This window comes from Marinobacter sp. EVN1 (genome assembly GCF_000475375.1).
GTDB lineage: Bacteria > Pseudomonadota > Gammaproteobacteria > Pseudomonadales > Oleiphilaceae > Marinobacter > Marinobacter nauticus.
On record NZ_AXCB01000070.1, the window covers coordinates 172,755 to 191,632 of the forward strand.

Here is an 18,878-nt window from a genome sequence, read left to right on the forward strand (position 1 = left end):
AATAAAGAGGGTGACGCATGGCGTTAGATGCTGATGAAGAGATCCTGCAGGACTTCCTGGTAGAAGCCGGCGAGATACTCGAAAAGTTGTCGGAGCAGCTGGTGGATCTGGAGCAGCATCCCGATGACAGCGATCTGCTGAACGCCATTTTCCGTGGCTTCCATACCGTGAAAGGGGGCGCAGGCTTCCTTCAACTGGAGGCACTGGTTAATTGCTGCCACTCTGCGGAGAACGTGTTTGATATTCTCCGGAATCACAAGCGCAAGGTAACACCGGACCTGATGGACGTGGTGCTGGAGGCGCTGGACAACGTTAATGCCATGTTCGAAGAAGTCCGCAACCGGGAAGAACCGACGCCCGCGCCGGACGAACTGATTGAAGCTCTGGATGCACTCGCCAAACCCGAGTCCGAGGATGCACCGGCGGTGGAAGCACCAACCCCGGCACAGGAGCCGTCGTCTGCGGATGTCGGACAGCAAGGGGATCAGGGCGATATCACTGACGAAGAGTTCGAGCAACTGCTGGACGCGTTGGCGGATGAAAAATCCGATGGCCAGAAACCGGTCGGCAACGAGCAGGTGAGCACCCCGGCAGAATCCGCCGGCGGCTCAGACAGTGATGAGATTACCGACGATGAATTTGAGGCCCTGCTGGATCAACTCCACGGCAAGGGCCAGTTTGCCGGCGCGCCTGCGGAAGATGAAGCGCCCAAGGCAGATATCGACACCAGCGGTGGCTCGGAGAAATCATCCGGTGACGCCGATCTGATTTCCGACGACGAATTCGAGAACCTGCTGGACGAACTGCATGGCAAGGGTGCAGGCCCAAGCGCGGGGGCTGCCGCAGGTGAGCCCAAGCCTGCGCCGGCTCCATCAAGCAAGGCCGAACCAGCCCCGGAACCAAAGAAAGCGGAAGCCAAAGCCGAGAGCAAGGCCGCTGCCAAGCCGGCCCCTGCACCTGCCCGTGAGGCCGCACCAGCGGGCGAAACCACGGTTCGGGTTGATACCAAGCGCCTGGACGACATCATGAACATGGTGGGCGAACTGGTGCTGGTGCGTAACCGCCTGCAGCGTCTGGGTTCCGAAAGCGAAGACGAACACATGCACAAGGCAGTGGCCAATCTCGATGTGGTGACCACGGATCTGCAGGCTGCCGTCATGCAAACACGGATGCAGCCGATCAAGAAAGTTTTCGGCCGTTTCCCCAGAGTGGTGCGCGACCTGGCCCGCAGTCTGAAGAAAGAAGTGAATCTGGTCATGCACGGTGAGGAAACCGACCTGGATAAAAACCTGGTTGAAGCTCTGGCCGATCCCCTGGTGCACCTGGTGAGAAATTCCGTGGATCATGGTGTCGAGGCACCGGACGTACGGGAAAAGGCCGGCAAACCTCGCGCTGGAACCGTGACTCTGTCGGCGGAGCAGGAAGGCGACCATATTCTGCTGTCCATTGTCGACGACGGAGCCGGTATGAATCCTGATGTCTTGCGCCGCAAGGCGGTCGAGAAGGGCCTGTACGATCAGGATGCGGCAGACCGCCTTACCGATAACGAATGCTTCAATCTGATTTTTGCGGCCGGTTTCTCCACCAAGGACCAGATTTCCGATGTCTCTGGTCGGGGTGTCGGCATGGACGTGGTGAAAACCAAGATCGGCCAGCTCAATGGGCAGATCAATATCATGTCCGAACAGGGCAAGGGCACCAGCATTATCATCAAGGTGCCGCTGACTCTGGCCATTATGCCAACGTTGATGATCATGCTCGGTGACCAGTCTTTCGCGCTGCCGCTGGTGAATGTGGTGGAGATTTTCCACCTGGATCTGACCAAGACCAACATTGTCGACGGCAAAGAGTGCATTGTCGTGCGGGACAAAGTGTTCCCACTGTTCCACATCAAGCGCTGGCTGGTGCACGGTGCGGCAGGTCAGGGCGAGCCGGAGAATGCGCACGTGGTGATTGTGGCCATGGGGACCAAACAGGTCGGCTTTGTCGTTGATCAGCTGATTGGCCAGGAAGAGGTGGTGATCAAACCTCTGGGCCGGGCCCTGCAGGGGACGCCAGGAATGGCCGGCGCCACCATCACCGGTGATGGCCGTATCGCCCTGATTATTGATGTGCCGAGCCTCCTGCAGCACTACGGCTGAGCAGGAATTTCCGGGATTGTGTAGGAGAAATGGATGACAGTTTCTGTCCTGGTCGTGGATGATTCGGGCTTTTTTCGCAAACGGCTGACGGAAATCCTGACGGCCTCGGGCCAGATTAAAGTGGTAGGCGCCGCCACCAACGGGCGGGAAGGTGTCGAGCTGGCAGAAAAACTGCGCCCCGATGTGATCACCATGGATTACGAGATGCCGGTGATGGACGGCATCTCTGCCGTGCGCGAGATCATGCGCAAACATCCCACCCCGGTTTTGATGTTCTCGTCCCTGACCTATGAAGGTGCCCGCGTTACCCTGGATGCCCTGGAAGCCGGGGCAGTGGATTTCCTGCCCAAGAACTTCGAGGAAATTGCCAGGGACACCAGTCAACTTCAGAAAATCCTTATCCAGCGTATTCTGGATGTGGCCGGTAGCCGCCCGGGTGCCCGATCGGCGCCTGTGGCCCCGAGGCCGGCGGCACCGGCTACGGAACCTCGCCGTGAACCTGTCGAGCGCGCTGGTTCGCGCCTGCATCGCCCGGTAACGACGGAACCGCGTAAAGACCCTGCGACCTCCGAGCCGGTTCGTAAACCCGCCAGAAAAACGGCCGCCAGGCACTACAGTGTGGTAGCCATCGGCACTTCCACCGGTGGCCCCGTTGCGCTGCAAAAGGTGCTCACGGCGTTACCGGCTTCGTTCCCCGCGCCTATTGTGCTGGTTCAGCACATGCCCGCCAGCTTCACTCCGGCCTTTGCTGAGCGGCTCAACAAGTTGTGTCGCATTGAGGTGCGTCAGGCCGAGGACGGCGATGTGCTTCGTCCGGGACTGGCCCTGCTGGCGCCCGGTGGTAAGCAGATGATGATTGAAAGTCGCGGCGGGCAGGCGAAAGTGCGGATTCTTCCGGGTGATGACCGCTTGAATTACAAACCCTGTGTGGATGTTACCTTCGGCTCTTTGGCCAGGAGCTTCCCAGGCAAAACCCTGGGTCTGATCCTCACTGGTATGGGTTCCGATGGCAAGGAAGGCTGCAGGATGATGAAGCAGTCCGGTTCCGTGATCTGGTCCCAGGACGAGAAATCCTCCGTCATCTATGGCATGCCGATGGCTGTGGCCAAAGCCGGACTGAGCGACGAAATTCTGGCGCTGGAAGATATTGGCGCGCGGCTGGTTGAAGGTGTGAGCTGATGGATGTTCTGAGCCTGCTCGGAATCATCCTGGCGTTCGTGGCCATCCTGGGTGGCAATCTGCTGGAAGGTGGTGCTGTCAGTTCACTGTTCAACGGCCCGGCCGGGTTGATCGTGGTGGGCGGAACTCTGGCGGCAACCATCCTGCAAACCTCCTGGCCAATGCTCAAACGTGCCTTCGGTCAGGTTCGCTGGGTGTTTATTCCGCCCTATATCTCGTTGGAAGATGGCATTGGCAAGGTCATCGACTGGAGCGTCAAAGCCCGAAAACAGGGCCTGCTGGGCCTGGAAGGGCTTGCGGAGAGAGAGCCCGAGCCGTTCGCCCGGAAAGGGCTGCAGTTGCTGGTTGATGGTGCAGAGCCCGAGTCCATTCGCAGTATCATGGAAGTGGACCTGGAAACCCGGGAGCAGCGCGATCTGGAGTCGGCCAGGGTCTATGAGGCCATGGGTGGGTATTCCCCCACTATCGGTATTATTGGCGCGGTGATGGGCCTTATTCAGGTCATGACGAACCTGGAAGATCCCCAATCACTGGGGGGCGGCATCGCCACGGCCTTTGTGGCGACCATCTACGGCGTTGCCCTGGCCAACCTGTTGTTCTTTCCGGTGGCCAATAAATTGCGGGGCATCATCAAGGAACGCACCCGTTATGAGGACATGATGATCGATGGCATTATCGCCATTGCCGAGGGCGAAAACCCGAAATCCATCGAATTGAGACTGCGGGGCTTCCTGCAGTAATTCCGGGCCAGGGCTTCCTATGCGCCGTCGCAGACCACCCCAGGATGATCTCCACAACAAGGAACGCTGGCTGATTTCCTACGCGGATTTCATCACGCTTCTGTTTGCCTTTTTCGTGGTGATGTATTCGGTATCGTCCGTGAATGAGGGCAAGTACAAGGTGCTGTCGGAAACCTTCACCGGTGTCTTTAACGCCCCCCAGCGCTCATTGCAACCGGTCACCGTAGGCGGCCAGCCGGTCCGGGCGCCGCAACAACAGCATGAAGATGTTATTCCGCCGCCGGTTACCGAGGCGCCCCGTAATCCGGAACTGGATGCAGAGGGTCGCACCGAGGCTTTGCGAACCATGGCCAACCAGCTTGCCATGGAATTCGACGAACTGATCAATCAGGGGGTAGTGAGTCTGGAAACCAGCAGCGAGTGGATTGAACTCAATCTGCCGAACAGCATGCTCTTTGGCAGTGGTGATGCTGAGCCCCATTACGACTCTTTTGAAGTCATTGAAAAGATCGCCAGTGTACTGCGCAACCGCGACAATGCGGTCAAGGTGGAAGGCTTTACCGATAACCAACCCATTCGTACCAGCCGCTTTCCGTCCAACTGGGAACTTTCGACCGCCCGTGCAGCGGCTGTCGCCCGGATGTTGATGATGGAGGGCATCGAGCCAGAGCGCCTGGCAGCGATGGGTTATGGTCAATACCAGCCTGTGGCCCGCAACGATACCGAGGAGGGCCGGCGGCGTAACCGCCGGGTGGTTCTGCTGATCTCCCGGGATGCAAGCATCCGGGGGGCGGTGCGCTGATCACCTGCCGGTGGCAGATGCGTATGGCTGAGCTGGCACACTTCCTGTATTACCTGTTGTTCATCGTCCGAATCGGCAAGGGGTTGCCGCAAAACCATCGATTCGGCTTTCAAGTTACCCGTATCCTTGCCGATAAGTTGAACAGAGGCCGGCGCATGACGCCAGGCTGAGCCGTTACCGGAGAACAAAACGTGCGTATCTGGGCTGTAGCCAATCAAAAAGGTGGAGTGGGGAAGACAACCTCTGTGGTCGCCCTGGGCGGACTGCTGGCCCAGCGCGGCAAGCGTGTGCTGGTGGTTGATCTGGATCCGCACGGATCGCTGACCAGCTGGTTTGGTTATGACCCGGATACCATTGCCCACAGCGTATTTGACCTGTTTCAGCATCAGGGCAAGGTTCCTGAAGGCCTGCCGGCGCAACTGATCACCGATACCGGTTGCCCCGGGCTGTCGCTGCTGCCTGCCAGTACTGCACTGGCCACCCTGGAGCGTCGGATGATTGGCGTTGAGGGTATGGGGCTGATTGTCTCCCGTGCCCTGGCCCAGTTGTGGGATGATTTTGACTACGTGATTCTCGACAACACGCCGTCGCTGGGTGTGCTCATGGTGAATGCACTGGCCGCTGCCCAGTACCTGGTGATTCCGGTACAGACCGAGTTTCTGGCCATCAAGGGCCTGGAACGAATGCTGCACACCCTGCAAATGATCATGCGCTCCCAGAAGAACGAATTACCGTACATGATCGTTCCCACACTCTATGATCGCCGGACCCAGGCTTCGGTCAAGAGCCTTAATCTGTTGCGCAAGACCTATCAGGATACCCTCTGGCGTTTCGCCGTACCGGTTGATACCAAATTCCGGGATGCCAGCCAGGCCGGGGTTATTCCCTCGCAACTGGATGCGGAAACCCACGGTGTCCGGGCCTACGATCATTTGTTGGACGACCTCCTGAAGCGAACCGGTTCGGTGAAGGAGCGTCAGCATGGCTGACAGAAAAATGACGCAACTGGCAGCGCCGGAAGCGGCCATTGCCAGTTATCTGGATGAATTGCTGCACACCGCCACCAGCACTGCGTTGCAGGAAGAACAGGTACAGCCTGAGCCGGAGCCGTTAGTGGCGCAACCGGAACCGGAGCCGCCGAAACCGGTAAAAACCGAAGCAAAGCCTGTCACCAGAGCCCGTCCTCGCCCGATCGTTCAGGCACCTGTGGTGGAACAGAAAGCGCCGGAACCGGTTCAGACGGAGGCGCCGGTAACGGCCACGGGCAACGATGGCGAGGTGCCGCCGGCGCGCCCGGACTGGTCGGAAGAGCCGTTCGAGTGCCTTATTTTTACGGTGGCCGGGCTGCAGTTGGCAGTGCCACTGGTTCTGTTGGGCGCCATCCATCGTATTGAAGAAGAGATCAGGCCAATTCCTGGCAGTCCCCGGTGGTATATGGGGATACGGCCTGATCGGGACCACAACCTGCGGGTTGTGGACACCGCCGAGTGGATTATGGCTGGACGGGTACCGGCTGGGGCCCGGGACAATTATCGGTTTGTGATCCGGCTGGATGACAGTGAGTGGGGGCTGGCCTGTGACGATGTGGCCCAGTCTTTCACGCTGCGACCGGATGAAGTGCGCTGGCGCACAGCGCGCAGCAAGCGCCCCTGGCTGGCGGGCACCGTGGTTGACCACATGTGTGCGTTGATCGATGTGCGCACCATGGCGCATCTGCTGGTGCGGGCAGAGCGTGAACACCATCTGGATCTGAGTTAAACAGGTCCGTTACTCAATGAAACCGTGTGAGGCTGGCACGGTTTGTGCCCTTAACTATAGTATTGGGCACTGATGATGAATTTTTGACGATCAGGTTGCCCGCCGGGCAGCCGAGAAGGAGAGAGTGCTATGGCATCCCCGAGCGGACAGCAAAATCAGGCCCAGGACGATCAGGTACTGCAGTACGTGACTTTCCGCCTGGATGACGAAACCTATGGCATCAACGTGATGCAGATCCAGGAAGTACTGCGTTACACGGAAATCGCGCCGGTTCCCGGAGCCCCGGATTATGTGCTGGGGATCATCAACCTGCGGGGTAACGTGGTTACGGTCATCGATACCCGTCGCCGGTTCGGGTTGGCGGACGCGGAAGTGACCGATGCCACCCGGATTGTGGTCATGGAGTCGTCCAGCCAGGTGATGGGCATTCTGGTGGATTCTGTGGCAGAGGTGGTCTATCTCAAGGCCAGTGAAATTGAAACTGCACCGAACGTGGGGAACGAGGAAAGTGCCAAGTTCATCCAGGGCGTGTGCAACAAGAACGGCGAGCTGATTATTCTCGTCGAATTCGACAAGATGCTGTCAGACCACGAGTGGGCTGAAATCGCGTCGCTGTAACCGGCTTTTCACAGCGCAGTGATGGACGTCTCCCGTGGTCACCAACAACGGAGACGTCCACTATGAGTTTCACCATTCCCTCCTGGCTCCCCTGGGGCCTGACCGCTGCAGCCATCACCCTGGTTCTGGTTCAGGGCATTATCCATGGCCGTCGTATCCGGGCCTTGCAGGCTTCTGTCAAACAACGTTGCGATACCCTTGGCCGTGAACTGCATGCCACTACCAGTGGCAGCCTCGGCGTGGGGCAGCGCCTGGTAGCCTGTGAGCGGCAGATTCATGAGCTCAAGAACACTCTGGAAGAAATGCGGCAGAATGATCCGTTGCGAATTTCCTACGACGAAGCCGCGCGACTGGTTGATCTTGGCGCGGATATCGACGATCTTATGAATACTTGCGGAATTTCCCGTCCGGAGGCCGAGCTGGTATCTGCCCTGAAGCGGCGACAGGCGGCCTGATCCGGCGTTTTATCGGATGCTGCTGAATGAAGAAACTCTATCAGAGGGCCGTTGAGGCCCTCGCTGTTGTTTCCCGCCCCGATTTTGTTTCCGGTGCGGATCTCGTCCCCTCCATCACCGGCCACTCAATCCCCCGAGAAGAAACGGTTCGACACCTGCTGAGCCTGATGCCAGAGATCGAGCCCGATCAGGTCGTCATGCACGTTGGAGGCGGCTCAGGTTATGTGACCGCCGTGCTGGCGGATCTGGCTCACCGGGTGGTCTATGTTGACCGCAACCCGGCACTGGTGGAGAAAGCCCGCGAGCGCTTTTTCAAGCACGGCGTCCATAATGTGGATGTCGTTGAGGCCTCGGCAGATACCGGGCTGGAACTGGACTCGCCCTGTGACCTGATTCTGTGTACGACCTTCATCCAGGACCCCAAGGCGCTTCTGCCGAACCTGCGCGAGGGCGGGAACCTGGTGTGCCTGGAGGGTCGGGCGGGGCCGGTGCCCAGTGTCGCCATGTTCCAGCGCAAAGGCGACAAGCTGGAGCGGGTCAGAACCCTGGGCTGGGTGGATTTCAACCGTAACTCCGAACAGATTCTGATTGATCTTGGCGTGGTCTCCGAAGCGGCACTGGCGGATGCCCGCACCGAGGCAGCGACCAAAAACGAACGGGTGCTGGATGTCCTGCGTCGCCGGTTGAATCTGGAAGAGATTGATCTCTACCGGTCTCTTGCCCAGCAGCGGGGCATGACGTTTACCGATGGTGATGACGTACTCAGTCATCTGAATACGGACCTGTTCCGGCGTTTTTCCCGAACCTTTCTGGATCTCTCCCGGGTGATCCCGGTGTCGGAAGAGGACAGCACGTTGACCGTGGTCACCGACGACCCGGATGCACGCACCGATCAGATGGAACGGCTGACACCCAAGCATCGAATTGTCTGTCTGCTGGTGACACCGACGGACTTCCGGCGGATCTGGTCGGCGCTGGATCTGACGGTCAAAGGCAGCCGCTTTGTGGCGGAGCATGGCGTGTCGGTGGGCAGCACCGAAAAAACGGAGACATCGGGCAAGGATCTGCTCGGCAAGGACAGCAACAAACATATCAGCCCGTATCTGGTGTCGGTGTATGAGGCTATTCTGCTGGATGCCGTCAGCGAGAAGGCCAGCGATATTCATATCGAACAGTATGAGAACCGGGTGCGCATTCGCTTGCGGGTGGATGGCGATCTGCACGATTTACCGCAATACCAGTTGTCGGCCCGGGAAATTCGAGGCGTTATCAACGTCATCAAGCTCCGGGCGGAGCTGAATATCGCCGAGCACCGGTTACCCCAGGGTGGGCGTTCCAGGCTACAGCTCGGAGACACCTCCTACGATTTGCGGATCCAGACCCAGCCCTCACTGCACGGTGAGAACGCGATTATCCGTCTGTTGCCGCAAACCGGTCGAGCAATGACCATCGCTGAGTTGGGGATGTCATCGGCCATTGGTTCCCGTTATCAGCGCCTGCTGGATAACCCGGCTGGACTGGTGCTGGTGGTCGGGCCGACCGGGTCTGGTAAATCCACCACACTCTATGCGGGCCTGCAGACCCTGGCTGATGATGGTCGCCGTAAGGTGATTACCGTGGAGGATCCCATTGAGTACTCCATCGACAACATCCAGCAAACCCGAGTACGTTCTGAAATCGGGTTCAGTTTTGCCGATGCCATGCGGGCGTTTGTTCGGGAAGACCCGGATGTCATCCTTGTCGGTGAAATCCGGGATCAGGAGACCGCGCTGGAAGCCATTCGCGCCTCTCAGACCGGTCACGTGGTGCTCTCCACACTGCACTGTAATGACGCCGTGGATTCCCTGCAGAGACTTTACGACCTGGGCGTTCATCCCAACTCCATCGCCGGCGAATTGTTGGCAGTGATTGCGCAACGGTTGGCGAAGCGAATCTGCAAGCATTGCCGCAAGCCGGCCAGGCCCGATCCTGCCATTATGGCGGAGGTTTTCCCGGACGGTGCGCCGGCGGATTTCCGGTGTTTTGAAGGGGAGGGTTGCGACAAGTGTAACGGCCGGGGTACCCAGGGTCGGGTTGCGATTGTGGAGTACATGGAGGTGGACTCGGATATCCGTAATGCCATCTCCAGTCAGCCGCCCATCGGGGAGCTGCGCTGGCGAGCGCTGGATGCCGGCCTTGTGACCATGCGGGATAGTGCCCTGGATCATGTCATCGAGGGCATCATTCCGCTGGCTGAGTTGCCCCGAATTCTGCCCAGGGAGCGCATGGCTCCGGAAGTTCGTGGTGGCCGCAGGAGTATCGGATGAAAAATACCAGATCCAACAACAAGGCAGCCCAGCGCGAGCCGGCAGAAGTAACCTATCGCGAGGAACTGGACAAACTGATGTCCATGGATCCGGGCCCGATGCCTCCTGGCTGGCTGATGTCGCCCCGGGGCGTCGAGAAGTTTCTGCTGGGCGATGAAAAACTGGGTATAGAGCGTAAGTTTGTCGCCGACCGGGCCATGGTGGTCCGGATCATCATTTCCCTGTGTACGTCCCGGGGGTGCTTGCTGGTGGGGGAGCCGGGTACGGCCAAATCCTGGCTGTCGGAGCTGCTCGCTGCGGCGATTTCGGGTAATTCCACGCTGACCTTGCAGGGCGGCGCCATCAGCCAGGTCAGCCAGTTGCTCTATAGCTGGAACGAAGCTCTGCTTCGTACCGAGGGCCCCAGCCGAAAGGCGCTGGTGCCAACCCCGCTGTTGCGGGGCATGATGGAGGGGCAGCTGGTCCGGTTTGAAGAAATCGCCCGCTGCCCGCAGGCGCTGCAGGATGCCATGCTGTCTGTACTTTCCGACAGGGTCGTGGTGATCCCGGAATTGCCGGGGGAAGACGGCGTTATTCTGGCACGGGAAGGCTTTAACCTGGTGGCCACCTCAAACAGTGTTGATGAGGGTGTTCACAGCATGAGTGCGGCCCTGAAACGACGGATGGACTTTGAGGAAATCCGGCCGATACGGCACCTGAACGATGAGATCGATGTGGTTCTTCGGGAAGTGGCCAGAGCCAACCGGCGTGCCGGAATCGATGTGGCGCTGGAGCAGTCGGTGGTGGAAGTGCTGGTGACCATCTTCCACGAATTGCGTAACGGGCAGACTCTGGACGGGCGAAGCACCGACCGGCTGGCAGGGGCGGCCCTGTCCACCGCCGAGGCGGTATCCGTGGCCCACGCCGCCAGCCTGAATGCGTGGTATTACGGTGGCGGCGCCATGACCGTTGAACACATGATGCACCACGTTATAGGCTCGGCCCTGAAGGATCAGCCGGAGGACCGCCGACGCCTGAAGCATTACTTCGATACCACTGTGGCGCCACGCAAAGGTGAGCATTGGCAACAGGCCTGGGCGTTACGTTCCCTGATCCACTGACGGGTTATCTTCTTCTGGCCGGGCATCTCCGGGTGTCCGGCCCCGGATGTGGAAAGCAAACGCCAGAATCTCCGCGATCACCCGGTACAACTCTTCCGGAATCTCTTCATTCAGCGACAGACGCGCCAGAATGCCGGCAAGCTCGGCATTCTCGTACAACGGAACATTGTTGTCGCGGGCCATCCGGATGATTTCCTCGGCCAGTTCCCACGTGCCGGTTGCCGAGATAACCGGTGCCCGTTCACCGTCGTACTTGAGGGCGACAGCGGCCGGGATATTGTTCTGTGCGTTTTCGGTCATGCCTTGGTATCCACCAGTCGGTGCTCCAGCCGGGTTTGCATCTGCTGAGGGCTGCCCCTGCGACAATCCAGGTCAGCAACTTCCAGCCCGAGGTCGTTCAGGCTCTGGCGCAGCAGCGGCAGCTCGCGATGCACGGTTCTCAGGGTGGTCTGGTTTTCAGCCCAGACCATAGCGCTCACGGACGGCGGCCGGAAGGTGACATCGAAATGCAGCGGGCCCGCATCGTCCAGATCCATAGACAGGGACAATCGCCACTCACTGGCGCTGGTCCGTTCCGGTCGTTTGTTGCCGTCTTTCTCCTGTGAGTACTGTTCCAGTCGCAATTGTGCCGTTCGGGGTTCCTGTTGCGGCGTTAACCATGGCAGTTCAATCAGCAGAGTGTTCACGGGCACGCCAGGTTCGCCGCCGGCTCTGGCATTCAAGGTCTGGCTGTGCAACTGGTTTACCGTAATCCGGTTCAACATGCCTGCAAGCAGTCGCAGGGTCTGCCCGACCGTGGCAGGTTCCCCGGTGTTCTGAGAGGCCGCGGGCGCTGGTGCCCTGGGAAACTGTAATGGCGCCTGTAGCAAATCCTGGCTGGCCAGGGGGGTCAGCCGGTTGAATTGCTCCGGCCCCTGATTCTGGCTGGTGAGCAAAGCCGACACCACCTTTGCGAGTACCAGTTTAAGATCCGGTTGGCTGGCGGCGGAAGGGCCGGTCTGTAGCAATCGAGCCTCGGAAAACAGGCCGCTTTCAGACAACCACTGCCGCACCTGAGTGGCCATGGATTCGGTCTTGCCGGCGCCTGGCGCCAGGGCGTCAGCCTTGGGTAACTGGTTGATCAGCTGTTGCAAGGCCTGCTGTGCGGGCGCTGGCAGAGGCTGTGCGCTGGTGGTAGATGGCAATTGCCCGGGTGGGGGTGGCAGTTTCAGGCCCTGGCTCAGGGCACCGAACAGTTGTGTCAGTCCAGCCTGAAGGCTCTGTTGCCAGGGTAGTCGCTGGGCCAGGGCCCGGGCTACGGCACTCTCCTGGCCCGGCGCCAGCTTGCCTATCAGCTGCAATTCGTTACCGGCCCGCATGACCTTGATCAGATCGCCCACGGACAGATCCGGTGGCTGGTTGCCGGCAGCGACTTTCAGGGATTGTCCGCGCAGTTCCAGCAACAGCTCATGGCCCCCGCCTTTCTGCCTCAGGATCTCGGCCACTTTGGCCAACGCTGTCTCCCGATCAGCCAGCTGTAACTGGGCCAGTTGTTGTCTGGCCGAAAGCGCAGCCCCGGGCGCCGTGCTGGTGCCGGGAGTAACCGTGGCCGGACTCCGGGGGGGCTGGTCCGGCGCGGGCTGTTTCGGGGGTAAGGGTGGTGGTCCGCCGTTCAGTTTCATTGGTGTCGATTTGATGTCGGGCAAGAGTAATATGCTGGCGCTTTCGTTATAATACGCCGCGCTGGCAGTGAATGCCCTGATTTCATGTTGGCACCTGTGTGTCCTTCATTACATGCACCTGATGCCTGCTGCGCATCCATCGCTCTGAAACGGAGCCCTGATGTCCGAGCCGTTACTACAGGCGATAGATCTTGAGTGTGAACGGGACGAGCGCCTGTTGTTCCAGAATCTGTCCTTTTCCATACTGCCCGGTACGGTTACCCGTGTCGAGGGCCCCAACGGTACCGGTAAGACAACATTGCTGCGAATCCTTGCTGGCCTGAACGACGCCTGGTCGGGTCAATTACTGTGGTGCGGCGAGCCCAGGGCCGGGCAACGCGAGTCTTTTCTTCGTAACACCCTTTACATTGGCCATCGGCCCGGCATCAAACCATTGCTTACCCCGGTCGAGAACCTGAAAGCGCTGATGGCCGGTCGTCGGGAGGTGAGCGACGAGGTGCTGGTTCAGGCACTGGCAGGTACCGGGCTGGCAGGATTTGAAAACGTACCATGCCGGAATCTGTCTGCCGGGCAGCAACGCCGTGTGGCATTGGCCAGGTTGCTGATTGCCGACGAGCCACTCTGGCTGCTGGACGAAGTCTTTACTGCGATTGATGCAGACGGTGTCCGAGCGATTGAGTCGCTGCTACAGCAACGTGCCGCGGAAGGGGGGGCGGTGCTGGTGACGACCCACCATGAACTCCAGTTGCCAGGTATGAAACGCATCACCCTGGGTGCCGGAGGTGTGCATGAATGCTGATCGGCGGCCGGCACTGAAGCCGGTGTCTGAATCGGTTGGCCCGATAGCCGCCATGGCGGCAGTTTTTGCCCGGGATGTCCGGGTGGCTTTCCGGCAGCGGCAGGATCTGCTGAACCCGTTGCTGTTTTTCATCATGGTAGTAACCCTTTTTCCCCTGGGAGTCAGCCCGGAAGTGGCATTTCTGAAACAGTCCGGAGCCGGTATCCTTTGGGTAGCGGCTTTGCTGTCGGTGTTGCTGTCGCTGGACCATCTGTTTCGTCACGATTTTGACGATGGGACCCTGGAGCAGCTGGTACTGCAGCCTCAGCCTCTGTTCCTGCTGGTGCTGGCCAAAACAGCCGCACACTGGGTGTTGACGGGCCTGCCACTGGTGCTGTTAGCGCCGGTTTTAGGCGTTATGGTGCACCTGGACGGGAACTCTATTGCAATTCTGTGTCTAACGCTCCTGATCGGCACCCCGGTACTGAGCATGATCGGAGCTATTGGCGCCGCTTTGACCCTGGGATTGCGCTCGGCAGGCGTGCTCTTGTCACTGCTGATCATTCCGCTGTACATTCCCGTGCTGATTTTTGGTACCGGCACGGTAGCGGCGGCAGCTGAAGGCGCGCCGGTTGGCGGATACCTGGCTCTGATGGGCGCGTTTCTGGTTCTGGCGGTAACCCTGTCGCCTTTCGCCTCGGCAGCGGCCCTGAGAATCAGTCTTTCGAACAGCTGACCGGTTCTTTGGGGCCGGCAACCAACCAAACGATAACAGTGAAGATGGTGACCAACTGATGTGGCAATTCTTTCACAAACTGGGTTCTCCCAAATGGTTCTTCGGGATTGCAACCCGGTTTATGCCGTGGTTGCTGGCGATCGGTATCATTCTGCTCCTTGCCGGCCTGGTCTGGGGGCTGGCGTTTGCTCCCAAAGACTATCTGCAGGGCAACAGCTATCGCATCATTTTTATCCACGTTCCCACTGCCTTTCTCGCCCAATCCATTTACATCATGATGGCGTCCGCCGCCATCGTTACGTTGGTCTGGCGCATGAAACTGGCGGATGTCTTCGTGAAAGCCGTGGCGCCGGTTGGCCTGGTGTTTACCTTCCTATCGCTATTCACCGGCGCCGTCTGGGGTAAGCCTACCTGGGGGACCTGGTGGGTGTGGGACGCCCGGCTGACTTCCATGCTTATTCTGCTTTTCCTCTATGGCGGTGCTATCGCCCTCGATCGGGCCATCAATGACGAAAAATCCGCTGCCAGGGCGGTAGCGGTGCTGGTGCTGGTGGGGGTGGTAAATATCCCGATTATCAAATACTCCGTGGAGTGGTGGAATACACTGCACCAGCCGGCCACGTTCAAACTCACCGAAAAGCCCTCTATGCCCGTTGAGATGTGGGTTCCGCTGCTGCTTTCGGTGCTCGGTTTATACCTGTTGTTTGGCTGGCTGGCGTGTCTGCGCATGAAAACCGAAATTGTCATGCGGGAGCAAAAAACCCGCTGGGTGAGAGAGCTGGTGATGGCGGGGAGAGGCTGACCGATGGCGTTTGATTCTTTTTCAGCATTTATCGCAATGGAAGGCCATGGTCCCTATGTCTGGGCCTGTTATGCCGTGTTCGCCGTTCTGCTGGTGGGCCTGATGATCTGGTCGTCCCGGCATCATCAGGCGGTTATGGCCAGCTGCAAACGCCGTTACCAGCAGCAGGATAGCAGCACCAGTGCCCGGCCAAAACAGGCCGCTACGTTCGCCCGTGTCGAAGTTTCCCAGGAATAAACAGCAGGTAATCCATGCATCCGATCCGAAAAAAACGACTGACCATTGTGCTCTTTCTGGTGGCCGGTATTGCCATTGCGGTAGGCCTGACCACCTATGCCCTCCGACAGAATATCAACCTGTTTTACGATCCTACGGAAATTGCAGCGGGTAACGCGCCGGTTGATGTCCGGATCCGGGCCGGTGGCATGGTTGAAGAGGGCAGTGTGGCAAGGGATACCGACAGCCTGAAGGTGAACTTCCGGGTGACCGACTATGCCGCGTCGGTGCCGGTACAGTACGAGGGCATACTGCCTGATCTGTTCGCCGAAGGGCAGGGCGTGGTTGCCATGGGGCGGCTGAATGAACAGGGCGTGTTCGTGGCCGATCAGGTTCTGGCCAAGCACGATGAGAACTATATGCCACCGGAAGTGGCCGAGGCGCTGGAGCGCTCTTCCAAGGGGCAGCACAAGTCTGCTGATGTGGAAAAAGCCGCGGAAACCACGGCGTACTGAGCGCTCAATTCATTTCTGACGTTGGAGAAACCCGATGTATCCGGAACTCGGACAGCTTGCACTGATTCTCTCGTTGCTGCTGGCAGTACTTCTCTCCGTGGTGCCGCTTGCGGGCGCTCTGACCGGGCGTGACAGCCTGCAGGCATTTGCCCGGCCACTGGCGTCCGGCATGTTTGTGTTCACCGCCCTGGCGTTTGCGATCCTGACCCACGCCTTTCTGGTGGATGACTTCTCGGTGGCCTATGTGGCCAATAACAGCAACAGCATGTTGCCCTGGTACTACAAGTTCAGCGCGGTCTGGGGCGGCCATGAGGGCTCGTTGCTCTTGTGGATACTGATGCTCATAGGCTGGACGCTGGCCGTTGCTATCTTCAGCCGTAAACTGCCTTCGGTGATGGTCTCCCAGGTGTTGTCGGTTCTGGGCATGGTCTCCGTTGGCTTCCTTCTGTTTATCATTCTGACCTCCAACCCGTTTGACCGTCTGCTGCCGAACGTACCGGCAGATGGGCAGGATCTGAATCCGCTGTTGCAGGACATCGGCCTGATCATGCACCCGCCCATGCTCTATATGGGTTATGTTGGTTTTTCGGTGGCCTTTGCGTTTGCCATTGCGGCACTGATCAACGGCCGACTGGATGCGGCCTGGGCTCGCTGGTCGCGCCCCTGGACCACGGTTGCCTGGTCCTTCCTGACTGTGGGCATCGCCCTGGGCAGCTGGTGGGCCTATTACGAGCTTGGCTGGGGCGGCTGGTGGTTCTGGGACCCGGTTGAAAATGCCTCACTATTGCCCTGGCTCTCGGGTACCGCCTTGATGCACTCGCTGGCAGTCACGGAAAAGCGCGGGGTCTTCAAAAGCTGGACCGTGTTGCTGGCTATTGTCACTTTCGCACTGAGCCTGCTGGGTACCTTCCTGGTTCGTTCCGGTGTGCTCACCTCCGTTCACGCCTTCGCGTCGGATCCGGAGCGAGGCAGTTTCCTGCTGGCGTTGCTGGGCATTACCATTCTGGCCAGCCTGACACTCTATGCCTTCCGGGCGCCGGTAGTGCATGTCCGCTCCCGTTATGGCTCCCTGTCCCGGGAGATCTTCCTGCTCCTGAACAATGTCTTGCTGGTATCGGCCACGATGCTGGTGGCCATCGGCACGCTTTACCCGCTGGTGCTGGATTATCTGGACCTGGGCAAGCTGTCTATTGGTGAGCCGTTCTTCAATACCACCTTCAGTCCTCTGGCGGTGGCAACCGGCCTGCTGCTGGGCGCGGGGATTTTCTCTCGCTGGAAGAAAACCGACGGCGGCTGGCTGGCCCGCAAACTGCTGTGGCCGCTGGCTGTCAGCCTGATTGCCAGTGCCGCGGTGATGATCGGCTACGGAGGGTTTGCACCCTGGGCCTTCCTGGGTGTGTTTGCGGCCATGTGGGTAGCGGTGGCCACCGCCTGGGATCTTTGGGATAAATCCGCCTCCCGCAAAGGGCGCTGGCATGGACTGAAGCGCCAGTCCCGCAGTTACTGGGGCATGGTTCTCGGGCATCTGGGGCTTGCCATGGTGATGGCCGGTGCGACGGTGGTTTCCAACTACGGGATTGAGCGTGATGTGCGCATGCAGCCGGGTGACCGCGCTATGGTGGGGGATTATGAGATTGTATTCACCGACATTGGTGAGCGTCGTGGCCCCAACTTTACCGCCCAGTACGGCAGCTTCAATGTTTACCTGGATGGGGAGCTCGTGACTGACCTGCATCCGGAAAAGCGGCAGTATCCGGTTGGCATGAGTGTGATGACCGAAGCGGACATTGATGCCGGCCTGTTCCGGGATATATTTGTAGCCATTGGTGAGCGTATCAGTGACGATGCCTGGGCTATCCGGCTGCAGTATAAACCGTTAGTGCGATGGCTTTGGCTCGGATCCCTGGTGATGGCCATTGGTGGTTTCCTGGCGATTGCCGACAAGCGATACCGTATTCGTGTGCGCGATGAGGAAGCCGTGAAAAGCGGCGAGCCGGCAGCGCCGGGTAAAGTGGCGGAGGCGTCCTCATGAAGCGGGTATTGCTGTTCCTGCCGCTGGTGATTGCCGTCGGCGTGGGGATATTCCTGTTTGCCGGCCTGGGCAAGGACCCCACCAAACTGGAATCCGTGCTGATCGGCAAGCCCGTTCCCGAATTCAGCCTGGAGTCTCTGGACAATCCGGAGGTTCAGCTGGATCCCTCAGTGTTCCAGGGCGAAGTATCCTTGTTGAATGTATGGGCCGAGTGGTGCCCCTCTTGCTGGGATGAGCATGAATACCTGATGTATCTGGCCCGGGAACAGGGAGTTCGCATTGTGGGCTTGAACTACAAGGATCAGCGGGAAAGTGCCTTCCGGTTCCTGAACCGGCTGGGCAATCCCTACGAGACCATTATCTTCGATCCGAAGGGAACGCTGGGTTTTGACCTGGGCGTGTATGGCGCGCCGGAAACCTTTGTTATCGACGCTGAGGGAGTGGTGCGCTATCGCCACGTAGGTGTTGTGAACCAGAAAGTCTGGGATGAAGTGCTCTTGCCGGTTATCGCTCGGGCCCGGGGGAACAGCTGATGCGTTTGTTGCCTGCTTTCTTTGCCGTGTTGATGATGCTCTCGGTGCCGGCAGTTGCCGAGGTGTTTGAAGTCTATGACTTCGATACCCGGGCTGAAGAACAGCGTTATCAGCAATTGATCTCAGAATTGCGCTGTCCCAAGTGTCAGAACCAGAACATCGCCGATTCCAATGCGCCGATCTCCAAGGATATGCGAGACGAGGTCTACCGCATGATGCAGGATGGGGCCTCCAATGAACAGATCGTGGGTGCTCTGGTCGACCGTTTCGGCGAGTTCGTTCAGTACAAACCGCCGGTGGATAACCGCACCATTCTACTCTGGGCCTTTCCGGCGATTGCCACCATTGGCGGTTTTCTGATTGTGGCCGGTGTGGTGTGGCGTGCCCGCAGGCGTGAAGACGAACCGCCCCTGAGTGCGGAAGACCGGGCCCGGGCAGAGCAGATTCTGGCCAGTCAAAGTGACAAGGCTGATCGCCGATAACTCCCATTCATTTCGAGACGTGAC

The 18,878-nt window shown here is 59.1% G+C and carries 21 protein-coding genes; 19 read left to right on the top strand and 2 right to left on the bottom strand.

Annotation, left to right across the window (positions count from 1 at the left end; all coding sequences use genetic code 11):
* The first annotated feature begins 17 nt into the window (after positions 1–17).
* The 11 genes from Q674_RS38045 to Q674_RS38090 all read left to right on the top strand — a co-directional run bounded on the left by Q674_RS38045 (position 18) and on the right by Q674_RS38090 (position 11,099).
* Positions 18–2,141, top strand: a complete 2,124-nt coding sequence (locus Q674_RS38045; RefSeq protein WP_023009866.1) for a chemotaxis protein CheA — start codon at positions 18–20, stop codon at positions 2,139–2,141.
* A 33-nt stretch (positions 2,142–2,174) separates the two neighbouring features.
* On the top strand, positions 2,175–3,320 hold the full coding sequence (locus Q674_RS38050) for a protein-glutamate methylesterase/protein-glutamine glutaminase (protein ID WP_023009867.1): 1,146 nt from the start codon (positions 2,175–2,177) through the stop codon (positions 3,318–3,320).
* A complete protein-coding gene (locus Q674_RS38055; protein ID WP_023009868.1) occupies positions 3,320–4,060 on the top strand; it encodes a flagellar motor protein in 741 nt (246 codons plus the stop codon). Before Q674_RS38050 ends, Q674_RS38055 begins: the two co-directional genes overlap by 1 nt.
* A 19-nt stretch (positions 4,061–4,079) precedes the next feature.
* The gene (gene motD / locus Q674_RS38060; RefSeq protein WP_023009869.1) at positions 4,080–4,862 is read left to right on the top strand and encodes a flagellar motor protein MotD; all 783 of its coding nucleotides are present in this window, start codon (positions 4,080–4,082) and stop codon (positions 4,860–4,862) included.
* A 23-nt stretch (positions 4,863–4,885) separates the two neighbouring features.
* Positions 4,886–5,032, top strand: coding sequence for a hypothetical protein (locus Q674_RS41255; RefSeq protein ID WP_157680627.1), 147 nt, complete (start codon positions 4,886–4,888; stop codon positions 5,030–5,032).
* 21 nt (positions 5,033–5,053) lie between these two features.
* Positions 5,054–5,851, top strand: a complete 798-nt coding sequence (locus tag Q674_RS38065; RefSeq protein WP_011785442.1) for a ParA family protein — start codon at positions 5,054–5,056, stop codon at positions 5,849–5,851.
* On the top strand, positions 5,844–6,620 hold the full coding sequence (locus tag Q674_RS38070; RefSeq protein WP_023009870.1) for a chemotaxis protein CheW: 777 nt from the start codon (positions 5,844–5,846) through the stop codon (positions 6,618–6,620). The genes Q674_RS38065 and Q674_RS38070 overlap by 8 nt, the downstream gene beginning before the upstream one ends.
* Positions 6,621–6,749: 129 nt before the next feature.
* The gene (locus Q674_RS38075; protein WP_011785440.1) at positions 6,750–7,238 is read left to right on the top strand and encodes a chemotaxis protein CheW; all 489 of its coding nucleotides are present in this window, start codon (positions 6,750–6,752) and stop codon (positions 7,236–7,238) included.
* Between the two features lie 62 nt (positions 7,239–7,300).
* Positions 7,301–7,693 (top strand): DUF2802 domain-containing protein, encoded by a 393-nt coding sequence (locus tag Q674_RS38080; RefSeq protein WP_023009871.1) that lies wholly within the window; start codon positions 7,301–7,303, stop codon positions 7,691–7,693.
* Between the two features lie 26 nt (positions 7,694–7,719).
* Positions 7,720–9,999, top strand: a complete 2,280-nt coding sequence (locus tag Q674_RS38085; protein ID WP_023009872.1) for an ATPase, T2SS/T4P/T4SS family — start codon at positions 7,720–7,722, stop codon at positions 9,997–9,999.
* Positions 9,996–11,099, top strand: a complete 1,104-nt coding sequence (locus Q674_RS38090) for an ATP-binding protein (protein WP_023009873.1) — start codon at positions 9,996–9,998, stop codon at positions 11,097–11,099. Before Q674_RS38085 ends, Q674_RS38090 begins: the two co-directional genes overlap by 4 nt.
* Here the strand turns inward: Q674_RS38090 and Q674_RS38095 are convergent.
* The gene (locus Q674_RS38095) at positions 11,079–11,399 is read right to left on the bottom strand and encodes an EscU/YscU/HrcU family type III secretion system export apparatus switch protein (protein ID WP_023009874.1); all 321 of its coding nucleotides are present in this window, start codon (positions 11,397–11,399) and stop codon (positions 11,079–11,081) included. The two genes, Q674_RS38090 and Q674_RS38095, sit on opposite strands and share 21 nt — an antisense overlap.
* Positions 11,396–12,760, bottom strand: coding sequence for a flagellar hook-length control protein FliK (locus Q674_RS38100; protein WP_023009875.1), 1,365 nt, complete (start codon positions 12,758–12,760; stop codon positions 11,396–11,398). Before Q674_RS38100 ends, Q674_RS38095 begins: the two co-directional genes overlap by 4 nt.
* A 160-nt stretch (positions 12,761–12,920) precedes the next feature.
* On the opposite strand from Q674_RS38100, the gene ccmA reads away from it, so the two are divergent.
* From ccmA to Q674_RS38140, 8 genes are read left to right on the top strand one after another with little or no spacing between them, the layout of a single operon-like run.
* Positions 12,921–13,559, top strand: coding sequence for a cytochrome c biogenesis heme-transporting ATPase CcmA (gene ccmA, locus Q674_RS38105; protein WP_023009876.1), 639 nt, complete (start codon positions 12,921–12,923; stop codon positions 13,557–13,559).
* A complete protein-coding gene (ccmB, locus tag Q674_RS38110) occupies positions 13,549–14,274 on the top strand; it encodes a heme exporter protein CcmB (protein ID WP_011785433.1) in 726 nt (241 codons plus the stop codon). Before ccmA ends, ccmB begins: the two co-directional genes overlap by 11 nt.
* 58 nt (positions 14,275–14,332) lie before the next feature.
* Positions 14,333–15,076 (top strand): heme ABC transporter permease, encoded by a 744-nt coding sequence (locus tag Q674_RS38115; RefSeq protein ID WP_022991601.1) that lies wholly within the window; start codon positions 14,333–14,335, stop codon positions 15,074–15,076.
* A 3-nt stretch (positions 15,077–15,079) separates the two neighbouring features.
* Positions 15,080–15,313 (top strand): heme exporter protein CcmD, encoded by a 234-nt coding sequence (gene ccmD, locus Q674_RS38120; RefSeq protein WP_023009877.1) that lies wholly within the window; start codon positions 15,080–15,082, stop codon positions 15,311–15,313.
* A gap of 14 nt (positions 15,314–15,327) precedes the next feature.
* Entirely contained in the window at positions 15,328–15,807 is a 480-nt protein-coding gene (gene ccmE / locus Q674_RS38125) for a cytochrome c maturation protein CcmE (RefSeq protein WP_014421059.1), read from the top strand.
* Positions 15,808–15,841: 34 nt separating this feature from the next.
* Complete coding sequence (locus tag Q674_RS38130) at positions 15,842–17,839, top strand: heme lyase CcmF/NrfE family subunit (RefSeq protein ID WP_022991599.1); 1,998 nt, start codon at positions 15,842–15,844, stop codon at positions 17,837–17,839.
* Positions 17,836–18,372 carry a DsbE family thiol:disulfide interchange protein gene (locus Q674_RS38135; protein ID WP_023009878.1) on the top strand — a complete coding sequence of 179 codons (537 nt, stop codon included), beginning with the start codon at positions 17,836–17,838 and terminating at the stop codon, positions 18,370–18,372. The genes Q674_RS38130 and Q674_RS38135 overlap by 4 nt, the downstream gene beginning before the upstream one ends.
* A complete protein-coding gene (locus tag Q674_RS38140; RefSeq protein ID WP_023009879.1) occupies positions 18,372–18,854 on the top strand; it encodes a cytochrome c-type biogenesis protein CcmH in 483 nt (160 codons plus the stop codon). The genes Q674_RS38135 and Q674_RS38140 overlap by 1 nt, the downstream gene beginning before the upstream one ends.
* Positions 18,855–18,878: the final 24 nt, after the last annotated feature.

Coding starts and splice junctions, on each gene's coding strand:
- Q674_RS38045 (WP_023009866.1), top strand. CDS start 18: ATGGCGTTAGATGCTGATGAAGAGATCCTGCAGGACTTCCTGGTAGAA.
- Q674_RS38050 (WP_023009867.1), top strand. CDS start 2,175: ATGACAGTTTCTGTCCTGGTCGTGGATGATTCGGGCTTTTTTCGCAAA.
- Q674_RS38055 (WP_023009868.1), top strand. CDS start 3,320: ATGGATGTTCTGAGCCTGCTCGGAATCATCCTGGCGTTCGTGGCCATC.
- motD (WP_023009869.1), top strand. CDS start 4,080: ATGCGCCGTCGCAGACCACCCCAGGATGATCTCCACAACAAGGAACGC.
- Q674_RS41255 (WP_157680627.1), top strand. CDS start 4,886: ATGGCTGAGCTGGCACACTTCCTGTATTACCTGTTGTTCATCGTCCGA.
- Q674_RS38070 (WP_023009870.1), top strand. CDS start 5,844: ATGGCTGACAGAAAAATGACGCAACTGGCAGCGCCGGAAGCGGCCATT.
- Q674_RS38075 (WP_011785440.1), top strand. CDS start 6,750: ATGGCATCCCCGAGCGGACAGCAAAATCAGGCCCAGGACGATCAGGTA.
- Q674_RS38080 (WP_023009871.1), top strand. CDS start 7,301: ATGAGTTTCACCATTCCCTCCTGGCTCCCCTGGGGCCTGACCGCTGCA.
- Q674_RS38085 (WP_023009872.1), top strand. CDS start 7,720: ATGAAGAAACTCTATCAGAGGGCCGTTGAGGCCCTCGCTGTTGTTTCC.
- Q674_RS38090 (WP_023009873.1), top strand. CDS start 9,996: ATGAAAAATACCAGATCCAACAACAAGGCAGCCCAGCGCGAGCCGGCA.
- Q674_RS38095 (WP_023009874.1), bottom strand. CDS start 11,399: ATGACCGAAAACGCACAGAACAATATCCCGGCCGCTGTCGCCCTCAAG.
- Q674_RS38100 (WP_023009875.1), bottom strand. CDS start 12,760: ATGAAACTGAACGGCGGACCACCACCCTTACCCCCGAAACAGCCCGCG.
- ccmA (WP_023009876.1), top strand. CDS start 12,921: ATGTCCGAGCCGTTACTACAGGCGATAGATCTTGAGTGTGAACGGGAC.
- ccmB (WP_011785433.1), top strand. CDS start 13,549: ATGAATGCTGATCGGCGGCCGGCACTGAAGCCGGTGTCTGAATCGGTT.
- Q674_RS38115 (WP_022991601.1), top strand. CDS start 14,333: ATGTGGCAATTCTTTCACAAACTGGGTTCTCCCAAATGGTTCTTCGGG.
- ccmD (WP_023009877.1), top strand. CDS start 15,080: ATGGCGTTTGATTCTTTTTCAGCATTTATCGCAATGGAAGGCCATGGT.
- ccmE (WP_014421059.1), top strand. CDS start 15,328: ATGCATCCGATCCGAAAAAAACGACTGACCATTGTGCTCTTTCTGGTG.
- Q674_RS38130 (WP_022991599.1), top strand. CDS start 15,842: ATGTATCCGGAACTCGGACAGCTTGCACTGATTCTCTCGTTGCTGCTG.
- Q674_RS38135 (WP_023009878.1), top strand. CDS start 17,836: ATGAAGCGGGTATTGCTGTTCCTGCCGCTGGTGATTGCCGTCGGCGTG.
- Q674_RS38140 (WP_023009879.1), top strand. CDS start 18,372: ATGCGTTTGTTGCCTGCTTTCTTTGCCGTGTTGATGATGCTCTCGGTG.